Annotated in this window: 12 protein-coding genes; 8 read left to right on the top strand and 4 right to left on the bottom strand. The window is 62.0% G+C overall.

The window, feature by feature from the left end:
• Positions 1-1044 carry a type II secretion system F family protein gene (locus ACSYDV_RS08035; protein ID WP_438323274.1) on the top strand — a complete coding sequence of 348 codons (1044 nt, stop codon included), beginning with the start codon at positions 1-3 and terminating at the stop codon, positions 1042-1044.
• 46 nt (positions 1045-1090) lie between these two features.
• Here the strand turns inward: ACSYDV_RS08035 and ACSYDV_RS08030 are convergent, their stop codons facing one another.
• On the bottom strand, positions 1091-2092 hold the full coding sequence (locus ACSYDV_RS08030) for a fumarylacetoacetate hydrolase family protein (RefSeq protein WP_438323273.1): 1002 nt from the start codon (positions 2090-2092) through the stop codon (positions 1091-1093).
• Positions 2093-2151: 59 nt separating this feature from the next.
• On the bottom strand, positions 2152-2565 hold the full coding sequence (locus ACSYDV_RS08025) for a hypothetical protein (RefSeq protein WP_438323272.1): 414 nt from the start codon (positions 2563-2565) through the stop codon (positions 2152-2154).
• Positions 2566-2712: 147 nt separating this feature from the next.
• On the opposite strand from ACSYDV_RS08025, the gene ACSYDV_RS08020 reads away from it, so the two are divergent.
• Complete coding sequence (locus ACSYDV_RS08020) at positions 2713-3948, top strand: ATP-binding protein (protein ID WP_438323271.1); 1236 nt, start codon at positions 2713-2715, stop codon at positions 3946-3948.
• 28 nt (positions 3949-3976) lie between these two features.
• Here the strand turns inward: ACSYDV_RS08020 and ACSYDV_RS08015 are convergent, their stop codons facing one another.
• Both ACSYDV_RS08015 and aptA read right to left on the bottom strand, forming a co-directional pair.
• Entirely contained in the window at positions 3977-5134 is a 1158-nt protein-coding gene (locus ACSYDV_RS08015) for a choice-of-anchor A family protein (protein WP_438323270.1), read from the bottom strand.
• Between the two features lie 31 nt (positions 5135-5165).
• Positions 5166-6482 (bottom strand): omega-aminotransferase AptA, encoded by a 1317-nt coding sequence (gene aptA / locus ACSYDV_RS08010; RefSeq protein WP_438323269.1) that lies wholly within the window; start codon positions 6480-6482, stop codon positions 5166-5168.
• Positions 6483-6839: 357 nt separating this feature from the next.
• Between aptA and ACSYDV_RS08005 the strand changes: the two genes are divergently transcribed.
• From ACSYDV_RS08005 to ACSYDV_RS07980, 6 genes are all read left to right on the top strand, one after another.
• Positions 6840-8186 carry a glutamine synthetase family protein gene (locus ACSYDV_RS08005; RefSeq protein WP_438323268.1) on the top strand — a complete coding sequence of 449 codons (1347 nt, stop codon included), beginning with the start codon at positions 6840-6842 and terminating at the stop codon, positions 8184-8186.
• A gap of 14 nt (positions 8187-8200) precedes the next feature.
• Entirely contained in the window at positions 8201-9466 is a 1266-nt protein-coding gene (locus ACSYDV_RS08000; protein ID WP_438323267.1) for an NAD(P)/FAD-dependent oxidoreductase, read from the top strand.
• A 24-nt stretch (positions 9467-9490) separates the two neighbouring features.
• On the top strand, positions 9491-10882 hold the full coding sequence (locus ACSYDV_RS07995) for a glutamine synthetase family protein (protein ID WP_438323266.1): 1392 nt from the start codon (positions 9491-9493) through the stop codon (positions 10880-10882).
• A gap of 92 nt (positions 10883-10974) precedes the next feature.
• Positions 10975-12081, top strand: coding sequence for an ABC transporter substrate-binding protein (locus ACSYDV_RS07990; protein WP_438323265.1), 1107 nt, complete (start codon positions 10975-10977; stop codon positions 12079-12081).
• Positions 12082-12108: 27 nt separating this feature from the next.
• Positions 12109-13014, top strand: a complete 906-nt coding sequence (locus ACSYDV_RS07985) for an ABC transporter permease (protein WP_438323264.1) — start codon at positions 12109-12111, stop codon at positions 13012-13014.
• Complete coding sequence (locus ACSYDV_RS07980; protein ID WP_438323263.1) at positions 13014-13856, top strand: ABC transporter permease; 843 nt, start codon at positions 13014-13016, stop codon at positions 13854-13856. The genes ACSYDV_RS07985 and ACSYDV_RS07980 overlap by 1 nt, the downstream gene beginning before the upstream one ends.
• Positions 13857-13879 lie beyond the last annotated feature (23 nt).

Genomic DNA, 13879 nt, shown 5'->3' with positions numbered 1-13879 from the left:
ATGAACAGCAGCCTCCTCTCCGCCGCGTTTACGGGAACCCCGGCCGGTCCGACGATCTTTGGTATCGACGTCGTCTGGGTCGGCACCGTGATGGCCGCGGTGGGCGTGTTCGCCGTGCTGGTCGCCATCTATGGCGCATTGACCGTCCGCAACCCGATGACCAAACGGGTCAAGGCGCTAAATGAGCGCCGCGAACAGTTGAAGGCCGGGATCACAGCCTCCACCGCGAAGCGACGCGCGAAGCTGGTTCGCAAAAATCAAACCGCCGACAAGATGCGTACCGTCCTCGGTCGATTGCAAGTGCTGCAGGACAGCCAGATCAAGGAGGTCCAGCAAAAGCTCGCACAGGCCGGCATCAGGTCAAAGGATCTGGCAGTTACGGTGATTTTTGGCCGGATGGTGCTGCCGATCCTGTTTGGCTGCACCGCCGCCTTCCTGATTTATGGCATTGATATGTGGCCCGATCTTTCGTCCTTCAAGCGTTCGGGCGCTACGATGGCGGCACTCATTCTCGGTTATAAAGCGCCCGACTTGTTCGTCGAGAACAAGCGGACCAAGCGTACCGACGCGATCCGCAAGGGCTTGCCAGACGCGCTCGACCTGCTCGTCATCTGTGCCGAGGCAGGCTTGACCGTCGATGCAGCGTTCAGCCGCGTCGCGAAGGAACTGGGCCGCGCCTACCCCGAACTGGGCGAAGAGTTCGCCCTTTCATCGATCGAACTTGGTTTCCTGACCGAACGACGGCAGGCCTTTGAAAATCTGGCTTACCGCGTCAATCTGGAATCGGTGAAAGGCGTCGTCACGACGCTGATCCAGACCGAAAAATACGGCACTCCGCTGGCTTCGGCGCTGCGCGTGCTGTCGGCAGAATTCCGAAATGAGCGCATGATGCGAGCAGAGGAAAAGGCCGCGCGCCTGCCGGCGATCATGACCATTCCACTGATCCTGTTCATCCTGCCGGTGCTGTTCATTGTCATTCTGGGTCCCGCAGCCTGCTCGCTGGGCGACGCTTTCTCGTCGGGCGCCATGTCGGGTGGCAAATGATCTCAAGGAGGGCGCGGCGTGCCGCGCCCTCCCCTGACCGGCGACCTCAATCCACCTGCTGTTCGATCGCGCCGAAGATGCTGTGGTGGCGATCGTCATCCATCCAGATGCGGACGCGATCGCCCTTTTGCATGAAGGGCGTTTTCGCTTCGCCGTTCCGGATGGTTTCAACCGTGCGCACTTCAGCAAGGCAGCAGTAACCCAGCCCGCCTTCGCTGACGGGTTTCCCCGGGCCGCCATCCGCATCGCGGTTCGACACCGTCCCCGACCCGATGATCGTACCGGCCCCCAGATTGCGCGTCTTGGCGGCATGGGCAACGAGCGCCCCGAAATCAAAGGTCATGTCGACCCCGGCATCGGCGCGGCCCAGCGGTTCGCCATTCAGGTCCACGCACAGGGTTCCGTGCAGCTTGCCGTCCTTCCAACGGTCGCCCAGCGCATCGGGGGTAACGAACACCGGCGACATCGCGCTCGATGGCTTCGACTGAAAGAAGCCGAAGCCCTTCGCCAGTTCGCCCGGGATCAGGCCGCGCAGCGAGACGTCGTTGGTCAGGCCGACGAGCAGGATATGATCGCGCGCCGTAACCGCATCGACGCCCGCAGGAACGTCGCCGGTCACCACGACGACCTCGGCCTCCATGTCACAGCCCCAGGCCGGGTCGCCCAGCGGGATTGGATCGCGCGGTGCCAGAAAGGCATCGCTGCCGCCCTGATACATCAGCGGATCGTGCCAGAAACTATCGGGCATTTCGGCACCGCGCGCCTGCCGCACCAGCGCGACATGATTCACATAAGCGCTGCCATCGGCCCATTGATAGGCGCGCGGCAACGGCGAAGCCGCGTCACGCTCATGGAAACGATCCTTGGGAATCGCATCATGGTTGAGATCTTCGGCAAGCGCAGCGAGTCGCGGCGCGGCATACGCCCAATTGTCGAGCGCGGCCTGTAAGGTCGGGCTGACATGCGTGGCATCTGCACACCAGGCAAGATCATCCGAAACGACAACAAGCCGACCATCGCGGCCCTGCTTCAGTGAAGCTAGTTTCACACATTGTCCTTTGTCTGCGATGCGGTCGAAGCCGTCATCACCAGAAAAGGAAGCGATGATCAGCGCGGCATCTGGATCGATGCGAAACAGGTAAAGCCGCTCTGCCCCGCCTGCAAGCGCCGTATATATTGCAGATAGGCCTGCGACTGCTTGTAGGAGGTTCCCGGCAACGTCTGACCGCGGAACGCACGCTTCACTTCTTCGCCGGTAAACGGCCTCGACGCGCCTGGAAAAGCACCCTTTGTGCCCGGCGGGACCAGCTTGCCATTGGTATCAATGAACTTCCCCGCCGCAGTCGGCGCGGGCACGGGAATTTGGCAGTTCATCACCGAGACGGCGGTTTGGGCGAAAGCGGGACGGATCGTCAGCGCCGCCGACACACCAACCGCCCCCAGCGCCAGCATCGTGCGGCGCGTCGGGATGTCCTGTTCATTGTCCGAGCCGCTTTCCGCCGGGATATCGCTGTTTTCCATGGTCAGCGCATAACCCAATGAGTCGTTTAGGAAAAGCGAAAGACCGGCATCACCGCGCATTATCCCACCTTGGGACATTCACCGGCCGATCATTAACCGCTGAAAACCGCCTTGCGGCGGCCGCCGCTTCGTGCGAGGCCGGCTGCAATGTTCGATCGTCTGTCCAGCCTGGTCATCGCACTGACGCTCGTCGCTGTCGCAGCCATTTTTGCCGCACTGGCTGGCGGCGATGCCCTGACGATCGCCATATTGACGATCGCCGGCGTCGCCGCGGCCGCTATCGTCCATGCTGCCCTGCCCACCGCATTGCCCGAGCCAAGCGGCGAGGTCGCACATCTTCCTGCCAATCCCCAGCACCCCTCGCTGCTGCGTCATCCCGACTTCGCACGCTGGGCGGATCAGGAAAAGGAGCCGCTGCTCGGGACTGCCGACAATATCGTCACCATCGCCAACGACGCCGCGATCAAGCTGCTCGGCCGCCACATTGTTGGGGCAGACATCCGAACCGCGATCCGTCACCCCGCCGCGGCGGGCTCGCTGTCGCAGGCTGACGTCGCGGCTTCGATGCAGACCATCGACCTTGTCGACTATCCGCGTCCCGGTCAGCGCTGGACGATGCGCATCGCGGCTTTGTCGGGGGCCGAACGAATCATCTTTCTGACCGACCGTTCGGTGATCGATGCTGCCGACCGGATGCGTTCCGATTTCGTCGCCAATGCAAGCCACGAACTGCGCACGCCGCTCGCCGCGATCCTGGGCTATGTCGAGACGCTGCAGGACATGAACTCCGAGGCGGACGCCCCGATGCGGCACCGCTTCCTGTCGATCATTCAACGTGAGGCCGGGCGCATGCAACAGCTCGTCCTTGACCTCCTCTCGATCTCACGCGTCGAAGCCGACCGCTTCCGGCGGCCGACGACGCCGGTCAAACTGGACGCGATCGTCCGGCACACGATCGGACAGCTGCGCGACAGCGAACAACCGCGGACGAAGGACATTGCCCCCAAGCTCGACGACGGCGCCTATCCCATGCTCGGCGACGAAGCGCAGTTGGGACAGCTTGCGCACAATATCATCTCGAACGCGATGAAATATGGCCGCGCCGGGAGCCCGGTGACGGTCGAACTCGTTCGCGAGGGCCAGCGCGCGCGGCTGTCGGTCAGCGACGAGGGCGACGGCATCGCGCCCGATCATATCCCCCGCCTGACCGAGCGTTTCTATCGCGTCGACGAAGCGCGCAGCCGTTCGGTCGGGGGCACCGGCCTTGGCCTGGCCATCGTCAAGCATATCAGCGAGCGCCATCAGGGGCAGCTGGATATCGAGAGCGAGCTGGGCAAGGGAACGCGGGTGACGGTGACCTTCCCGATCGCCGACGAAGCCTGAACGCCCGTTATTCAGCGCGCGTTGGCCCTTATTCGGCGCGCTTTGCGCGGCGGCGGCGCGCGTAGATCAGCCCGCCAACACCCAGCGCGAACAGCCCGAACATCCCCGGTTCCGGGATCGGCGTCGCGCCCCCCGAGCTGGTGCCGCCGCCCGACGAGGAACCGCCACCCGGCGGCCGGATATCGCCACCCTTGTAAGTGCCGATGTGCATCTCGCCATTCTGCTTCAGATTGCCGAAAACCGCCGAGCCCTGAATATAATTGCCGGTCTGCGCATCGGCGTGCGGCGCCAGCACCGACCCGCCCCACGCGGTCGTCAGCTTCAGCTCTTCAGCGTCGGGGAAGTTCCAGATGACATTCTCACCCAGATTATTCGTGCCGCCGAGGAAATTGTCGTTGAGCGTGATCTTCTGACCCGTGACATTGACGATCGCGGTCTTCGCGCCGTTCAGATTGAACTGAATCTCGCCGATCTTGTCGAGGTCGGCTGACGTGATGTTGAAAACCGCCATCCCGTCGGCGTTCGGCTGAGCGGTGAAAATGCCGCGATTGCCTTGCGTCACGAACTTGCTGTTCGTTGCCAATGTGCCCATGTCGAAAGACAGGCTGGCCATGCTGCTGCTGAGCTGGCTCTTCTGCTGTTGCAAGCCCACGGTAAAGCCCGGGTCCTTCGCGCCGAGCCCCGACAGGACGGTGTTCTGATTGACGTTGGTGTTGCTGATCGTGCCGCCGACCTTCACCGTCTGCGCCGAGCCGTTGAGGTTGAAGCCGCTGTTGACGTTGCCGCCGACGATCGCGCCCGAACCATTGTTCAGATTCTTGTGTCCGCCATTGATATCACCGACCACCGTCAGTCCGGGGGTGCCATTCGGCGACGCGGCGAGCGGGCGGATACCATAGTTGGACGAATTGCCGGTCAGATTGCCGCCGACAAAAGTCCGTCCCTCCACCTCCGATGAGGAGTTGAGATTGCCGAGAACGACGAGGTTCCATTCGCGCAGCGCGTCGATGCCGATGATCGGCGATCCCGATTGGGCAAGCGCGGGCAAAGACACCGCCGCCAGGGCGATAGCGGCAATCGGAGTGAGCGAACGAAAAGCAAAGGACACGGTGATACGCCTGTAGTGAATGGGAAAAGCCATATAGGCCTGACCGCGCCCATAGCCGATTTTGCCATGGCTGGCCACGGCGAGCCGCGTCCCGTTTTGAAACAGAGGCTTAAGCGATACCCTCGAGCAGATCGCCCAGCTTTCCAAACATTTCGTCGATATGCGCCTTCTCGGCGATCAGCGGGGGCGACAGCGCGATGATATCGCCCGTCGCGCGGACGAGCAGGCCATTGTCGAAACAGGCGCGAAACAGTTCCATCGCGCGCGCCGTCGGAGCGCCGGGGCGGGGATCGAGCTCAATCCCCGCGACCAGTCCGATCGTGCGAATGTCGATAATATGACGTCGCCCCTTCAGGCTGTGCGCCGCATCCTCCCAATAGGCGCCGAGGTCGGCCGCGCGCTCGAACAATCCATCGCGCGCATAGAGGTCGAGGGTCGCAAGCCCCGCCGCGCTGGCGAGCGGGTGCCCCGAATAGGTATAGCCGTGGAACAGCTCGATCCCGCCGGGCACGCTGTCGATCATCGCGTCGTGAAGCTCGCGCCGGACCGCGACCGCGCCCATCGGCACCGCCGCGTTGGTCAGCCCCTTTGCCATGGTGATGATGTCCGGGGTCACGCCCCACTGCCCCGCCGCGGTCGCGCCGCCGACGCGGCCGAAAGCGGTGATCACTTCGTCGAAGATGAGGATGATGCCGTGGCGGTCGCAAATCTCGCGCAGCCGCTGGAGATAGCCGACGGGCGGCACAAGCACCCCGGTCGACCCCGCCATCGGTTCGACGATCACCGCCGCAATCGTGTCGGCGCCGTGCAAATCGACGAGACGCTGGAGATCGTCGGCCAGTTCGGCGCCATGCTGCGGAAAGCCGCGCGAAAAAGCGTTGCGCGCGATATCATGGGTGTGGCGCATATGGTCGGCGCCGGGCAGCCCGCCGCCGAAGGTCCGCCGGTTGGTGACGATGCCCCCGACGCTGATCCCGCCGAAGCCGGTGCCATGATAGCCGCGCTCACGCCCGATCAGGCGGGTCCGCGTCCCCTGCCCCCTGGCGCGTTGAACCGCGATGGCGATTTTCAGCGCCGTATCGACCGATTCAGAGCCGCTGTTGGTGAAGAATATCCGGTCAAGCCCCTCCGGCATCAGCGCCGCGAGCCGCTGTGCAAGCTCGAAAGGCAGCGGGTGTCCGAGTTGAAAGGTCGGGGCGAAATCCAGCGTCGCCGCCGTCTTTGCAATCGCTTCGGTAATCTCGGGCCGGCAATGGCCCGCATTGCTGCACCACAGGCCCGAGGTGCCGTCGAGAATCGCCTGCCCGTCGCTCGATCGATAATGCATGCCGCTCGCCGAAACGAGCTGGCGCGGGTGCGCCTTGTACGACCGGTTATCGGTGAAGGGCATCCAAAAGGAAGCCATCTGGTCGTTGTCGCCCCTCATCATTCACCTCCATGATCGCCGGCGTGTCCTGCGACGCGCCCGCGCAATTTTATTCCAAAGTATAGTAAAGTCACACTACGTCCCCCCTGGTTTCCCCTCCCCCGAACGCAGCGGCGCGGACCCGTGCGGCGGAGTGAGAAGGGAAAACGGACAAGGACATGAAGGAAGGGTATCGCGGCCGAACAATGTAGGACAGCGAAAAGTCGAGTCGCTTTGCGCCGCCGGGCAGAGCGCGGAACCGACGGAATAGCCGGGGAGGAAAAATGGCCGATACCGGCCCCTCTGGCGCTCCCCTCGACTTCACGATAGGCTGCATCTTCCACAACAGGGCCGGACCCCCGGCCCAATCGGGGGCGCATGTCAGTCAATCTGGAACAATGGATCAGCGAACATAATATCGACGAGGTCGAATGCATCGTCCCCGACATCAACGGAGTTCAGCGCGGAAAGGTGCTGCCGGCGAAGAAGTTCCTGTCATCGGTGAAAGACAAGTCGTTGCGCATTCCGGGCAGCGTCTTCATCTGTACGATCGACGGCCATTATCCTGAAGATATCGACGATATCTGGGACAAGGACCCCGACAAGATATTGATCGCCGACCCCAGCACGATCTGCGTCGCGCCGGGGTTCAAGTCACCCACCGCTTTCGTCATCGCCGACGCCCTTAACCGCGATGGCAGCGAGGTCGATATCGCACCGCGAACGATCCTGAAAAAAGTGCTGGCGCTCTATGCCGACAAGGGTTGGCGCCCGATCATCGCACCCGAGGTCGAATTTTACCTCGTGTCGCAGAACACCGATCCCGATTTTCCGCTGACCCCGCCGACCGGAGAGTCGGGGCGCAGTGAAAGCGCGAGCCAGCCCTATGGGCTGGAGGCGATGAACGAATATGAGGATATCATCGATCATATCTATGACGATTGCGAGATGATGGGGCTCGATATCGACACGATGATCCATGAAATGGGCGCCGCGCAGCTGGAGGTGAACTTCATCCACGGCGATCCGTTACGCCTTGCCGATGAGGTCTTCCTGTTCAAGCGTGTCGTGCGCAATGTCGCGAAGCAGCATGATGTTTATGCGACCTTCATGGCGAACCCGATGGCGGGTCAGCCGGGCAGCGCGATGCACATCCATCAGTCGATCGTCGATGCCGATACCGGGCGCAATCTGTTCGCGACCGCCAATGGCCGTGATAGCGCGATGTTCCGCAGCTATGTTGCGGGGCTGATCCGTTTCATGCCGCAAATCTCGCCAATGTGGGCACCCAATGTGAACAGCTTTCGCCGCATGCGCCCTGACAGCGCCGCGCCGATCAACGTCCAGTGGGGCGAGGATAATCGCAGCTGCGGTTTCCGCATCCCAATCGCCGACAAGAACAACCGCCGCGTCGAAAACCGCCTGCCCGGTGCCGACAGCAACCCCTATCTCGCCATCGCCGCTTCGCTGGTGTGCGGATATATCGGCATGGTCGACCGCATGGTGCCGCCCAAGCCGATCACCGGCAGCGCTTACAATCGCGCGCGCACCCTGCCGCGCACATTGGAGGCGGCGCTCGACCGGTTCAGTTCGTGCAAGAAGGTCCGCAACCTGCTGGGCGACGATTTCTTCGAAATCTTCTTCGCGGTGAAGGATTATGAGCTGTTCAATTATCAGTCTGTCGTGTCGAGCTGGGAACGCGAACATCTGTTGATGCGGGTCTGACGCGCGAGGCCGCCATGACCGATCCGCTGAACCACAGCTATTATGCCGCGACCGCGCATTCGTGGACCGTGCCTGCGGACATAAAAGGCGAATATGCTTGCGATGTTGCCGTTATCGGCGGCGGATTCACCGGCTTGTCAGCTGCTCTGGCCTGTGCGGAGCGGGGCTTTTCGGTCATTCTGGTCGAGGCCGAAGAAGTCGGCTTCGGCGCATCGGGACGCAATGGCGGGCAACTGATCCCCGGCCTTCGCTGGTCGGCTTCCGAGCTCGAAACAGAATTTGGCAACGAGCGTGCCGCCGCCCTGTTTGATCTCTGCTGGCGAGGCAATCCTGTCAAAACCCGGATCGCGAAGCATAGCATCGCCTGTGATCTCAAGGTCGGACATCTGGAAGCCGCGTGGACGCCGAAGGATTTCGACGGGATGCGGCGCGAAGCTGATTACCTGACTACGCGCTACGGCTATGAAGCCGATGTGATCGCGCAGGCTGAAATGGATGCCCATATCGCAAGCCCGCTTTATCACGGCGGCATTTACGACAGGCAGGGCGGCCATTTTCATCCCCTCAACTATGCTATCGGCTTGGCCACAGCAGCCGAAACCGCTGGCGTACGGATCCTTCAGGGACAGCGAGCAAACTGGATCCTCGACGGAGATCCCGGCGAATTATTCCTGGGCGATGCGACAATCGAAGCACGTTATTTCATAGACGCCACCGACAGCTGGATAGGCGACCTCGAACCCGATCTCGGCCGCTACACCGTCCCGATCATGAATTATAATATCGCGACCGCGCCGCTCGCGAATGCCGACGCGCTGTTGCCCAGCGACGCCGCGGTCGCTGACAGCCGCTTCGTCCTAAACTATTTCCGCCTGTCGGCCGACAAGCGCCTGATCTTTGGCGGTGGCGAGCGTTATTCGCAGACGCCGCCGCGCGATATCGCGGCGTTCGTGCGGCCCTTCATGGCGCAGGTTTTTCCACAGATTGCTGACGCTAAGATTGACTATGGCTGGGGCGGCGCGGTCGCGGTGACGATGAACCGGCTGCCGCATATCGGGCGGCGCGGGAATGTCTTTTTCGCGCACGGCTTTTCGGGGCATGGCGCGATGGTGACGACGCTCGCGGGCGAATTGATCGCCGAGGCGATGGCGGGCACCGCCGAGCGTTTCGACGTGCTCGCGAACCTTCCCTCGCGCCCTTTTCCCGGCGGACCGTGGATCAGACGCCCCCTCGCTACGCTGGGGCTGCTCTGGTATGCGCTTCGCGATCGGCTCGGTTGACCCGGATTTCAGGAGTTTTTGGCAATGTCGAAGTCATCGGGCGTCATCGCGGGCCGTTCAGAGGCCGAGGCCTTTTTCCAGACCAATCCCGACGTCGATTCGATCGAAATGATCTATACCGACTTTAGCGGTGTGCCGCGGGGCAAGCGGCTGCGCCAGCATGAGGTGCTTGCGGTCTATGAAACCGGCCGCATGTTCCCCGGGTCGATCACCGTCGTCGACATCACCGGGCAGGATACGATCGAAACGGGCTTGGTGTGGGAGGATGGCGACGCCGACCGATCGATGAAGCCGATCCCCGGCACGCTGGTTCGGACCCCGTGGGGCGGAGATCAGGCCGCGCAATTCCTTGTCGGTTTCTATGAGCTCGACGGAACCCCGCACGACCTCGACCCGCGCCATGTTCTGGGCGGGGTGATCGACCGTTTCACCGCCGAAGGGCTGACCCCGGTGCTCGCGGTCGAACTGGAATTCTATCTCGTCGATCCGCGCCGCGCCCGCGACGGGTCGATCCGCCCTGCCCGTCCCGGCTACAGCCGCGACACGCCGCGCAATGTCGAGGTTTATGGCCTGCGCGAACTCGACGATTTCCGGCCCTTCTTCGACGCGCTGTACGCCGCGACCGATGTGCAGGACCTGCCGCTGGAAAGCGCGATTTCGGAATTTGCGCCGGGCCAGTTCGAACTGACGCTGCGCCACAAGCCCGACGTGCTACGCGCCTGCGACGATGCGATCATGTACAAAAAACTCGTGAAAGCGATCGCGCAGGCACATGGTTTGGAAGCGACCTTCATGGCCAAGCCCTTCGCCGAGCAGGCGGGAAGCGGCATGCACATCCATGTCTCAGTCAACGACGACACGGGCAGCAATATCTTCGCGAGCGACGATCCCGAGGGCACCCCGGCGCTGCGCCATGCGATCGGCGGGATGATCGGGAGTGTCGGCGACGGCTTTGCGCTCTTTGCGCCGCACGCGAACAGCTATCGCCGCTTCAAGGCGAACAGCTATGCACCCGTTGCGCCCACATGGGGGGTGAACAACCGCACAGTATCGTTCCGTATCCCGGCCGGTCCGCCATCGAGCCGTCACGTCGAACATCGCGCGTGCGGGGCCGACGCCAATCCCTATCTGGCCGTCGCGGCGGTGCTGGCCGGCATGCACCACGGGATGACCGGCGCGATCGATCCCGGTCCGGCGGTGGTCGGCAATGGCTATGACCGCGATAACAGCGGCGACGACAAGCCGCCTTCGAACTGGTTTGCGGCGGTGGATCGTTTCCATGACTCGCGCCTGATGCGCGAATATCTGGGAGAGCGGTTCGTCGATATGTTCACGATCGTGAAGCGGGTCGAACAGGACCGTTATTTCAGCGTCGTGCCGACACTTGATTATGACTGGTACCTTCGCAACGCATGAAAATGACAAAGATTCGTGCTGCGGTGCAAAATAACCTCTTTCCAACGCGCCTTTATTGAGTCAGCTTGGCGTCACATACAGGGAGGCCAGCCGTGGATCTGAACGAACTGCTTAATCGAACCAGAGGTCGTCGCTCGTTGTTGCAGGCCCTTGGGGTTGCGGCAGTCGGGATCAGCTTTGGCGGCATGGCCGCCTGCAGCAAGGGCGAAGGCAAGAAACTCGCCAATGGCGAAGAGGCCAAGCTGAACTTCTATAACTGGGACACCTATATCGGCGAGACGACGCTCGACGATTTCAGGGGCGCGACCGGGGTCGAGGTCAAGATGGACCTGTTCGACAGCAACGACGTGCTGTTCGCCAAGTTCAAGGCGGGCAACCCGGGGTATGACGTCATCGTCCCCTCGAACGATTTTGTCGAACGCATGGCGCGCGCCGACATGCTCCAGACGCTCGACCATGCCCAGATCCCGAACATCAAGAATATCGACCCGACCTTCATCGACGTCGATTATGACAAGGGCCGCAAATTTTCGATGCCCTACACCTGGCTGTCGCTGGGGATCGGCTATCGCAAGTCGAAGGTGAAGACCAAGCCCGACAGCTGGAAAGTCCTGTTCGACAGCCCCGAATATGCCGGGCGCATCTCCTGGCTGTCCGAAGCCGGCGACATGTTCCGCCTCTATGGCAAATATCTGGGCAAGTCGGTCAATGCGCTTACCCCCGCCGACATCGCGGTGATCGAAGCGATGATGATCAAGCAAAAGCCGCATGTGAAGAATTTCCATGTCGACGACGGACAGGATCTGTTGCTGAAGGGCGATGTCGATCTGGTGCTGGAATATAATGGCGACATCGCGCAGGCGATGACCGAGGACAATGATATCGACTTCATCGTCCCCAAGGAGGGCAGCCAGCTCAATTCGGACAATCTGTGCATCCCGAAGGGTGCGCCGCATCCGAAGAATGCCCACGCCTTCATCAATTATCTGCTGGATGCCGAGGTCGACAAGAAGATCACCGAGACGATCCTTTTCCCGACCCCCAATAACGCGGCCAAGGCGCTGATGCCCGACAGTTACAAGAATAACCCGGTGATCTTTCCGCCCGCCGACGTGCTGGCGAAATGCGAATATGCGAAGTTCGATCCCGAAATGCAGCGCCTCTTCGAAGAGGCTTTCACCCGGGTCCGGGCAGCGTAGCGACCGGAGGAAGGGAGGCATCGGGGGGTGGCCGAACAGGACTGGAAAACAAGCAAGCGGACCTTTGCGGCGGTGTCGATACCGACACTGCTTTGGGTCGTCGTCTTTTTCCTCGTCCCGATGGCCATCGTCTGGCTCTATAGCTTTGGCGAGAACCGCGGGCTGACCGAGATCGCCATTTCGGGGACGCTCGACAATTACAAGCGCGCGACCGAATGGTTGTACCTCACCATCTTCGCCAAGAGCTTCGCGGTCGCGGCGCTGGTCACGCTGATCTGCCTCATCATCGGTTTCCCGGTCGCGATGGCGATCACCTTTGCCAGCGAGAAATGGCGGCCGTGGCTGCTGCTGGGCATCATGCTGCCCTTCTGGACCAATTTGCTGATCCGTACCTATGCGCTGATGATGCTGCTCGGCACGCAGGGCTATGCCAACAAAGGGCTCGGCGCTTTGTGGGAAGGGACGAGCTGGCTCAAGACACTGGTCGGGCTGCAGCCGCTGCCGACGTGGGAGCCGGTGCAGCTGCTCTTCAACAATTTCGCGGTCGTCTTCGGGCTCGTCTATGTCCACCTGCCCTTCATGGTGCTGCCGCTTTACGCCGCGCTCGACCGGCTCGACCGCAGCCTGATCGAGGCCAGCCTCGACCTCGGCGCCGGGCATTTCCGCACGATCATGCGGGTCGTCGTTCCGCTCGCCGCACCGGGGATCATCGCCGGGGTGATGATCACCCTGATCCCCGCGCTGGGCGCCTATCTGACCCCCGATTTGATGGGCGGGACCGACAGCCAGATGATCGCCAATGTGATCGAGCGCCAGTTCAAGAAGGCAAATGACTGGCCGTTCGGCGCCGCGCTGTCCTTCCTGCTCATCTATGCGATGTTCATCCTGATCGCGCTGCAATCGATGCGCAAAAAAGTGCCGGAGGTCGGCTGATGGCCCTTTTCGCCCGCACCCCGCGCGCACCGCTCGAATATAGCCGCACCCTGTGGATGCGCCTGTGGGTCGGCGCGGTGATGGTCTTTCTCTACGCGCCGCTGATCGTGCTGATGATCTTCAGCTTCAACGACAGCAAGCGCAACGTCGTGTGGCGTGGCTTCACCACCAAATATTATGAAAAGGCGCTCGGCAACGATCAGCTGGTCGAGGCGCTGGTCAATTCGCTGACCATCGCGGCGCTCGCGACCGTCGCCAGCCTCATCCTCGGCGCGGTCGCGGCGGTGATGCTGTGGCGCTTTCGCTTTCCGTTCAAGGGCGCGGTCGACGGGGCGATTTCGCTGCCGATCATCGTCCCCGAAATCTGCCTTGGCGTGGCTTTCCTGATGTTCTTTTCGGCGGTCGACTGGCCGACCGACCTGATCTGGCCGTTCAACTTGGGCGCGATCACCATCGCGCATATCACCTTCTGCTTCCCCTTCGTCACCATGGTCGTGCGGTCGCGCCTCGCGACTTTTAATCGCGAGCAGGAAGAGGCGGCGAAGGATCTGGGCGCGAACGAATGGCAGGTATTCCGCGACGTGCTGATCCCGCACATCAAGCCGGCGCTGGTCGCGGGCGCGCTGCTGTCCTTCACGCTCAGCCTCGACGATTTCGTCATCACCTATTTCACCAGCGGCCCCGACACGATCACCTTCCCGGTCAAAGTCTATTCCATGGTCCGTTTCTCGGTGACGCCCGAGGTCAATGCGGCGTCGACCATATTGATCATCCTGACCATCATCCTGACCGCCGCCGCGCTGAAGTTTCAGGGCGTGAAGGCGATTGCGGAGACGCATTGATGGCATTGGCGCCCGATCATTAT

The sequence above is a fragment of the Sphingopyxis selenitireducens genome, from assembly GCF_051550705.1.
In the GTDB taxonomy this organism is placed as follows: Bacteria; Pseudomonadota; Alphaproteobacteria; order Sphingomonadales; family Sphingomonadaceae; genus Sphingopyxis.
This window is presented reverse-complemented; position numbering and strand designations above follow the sequence as displayed.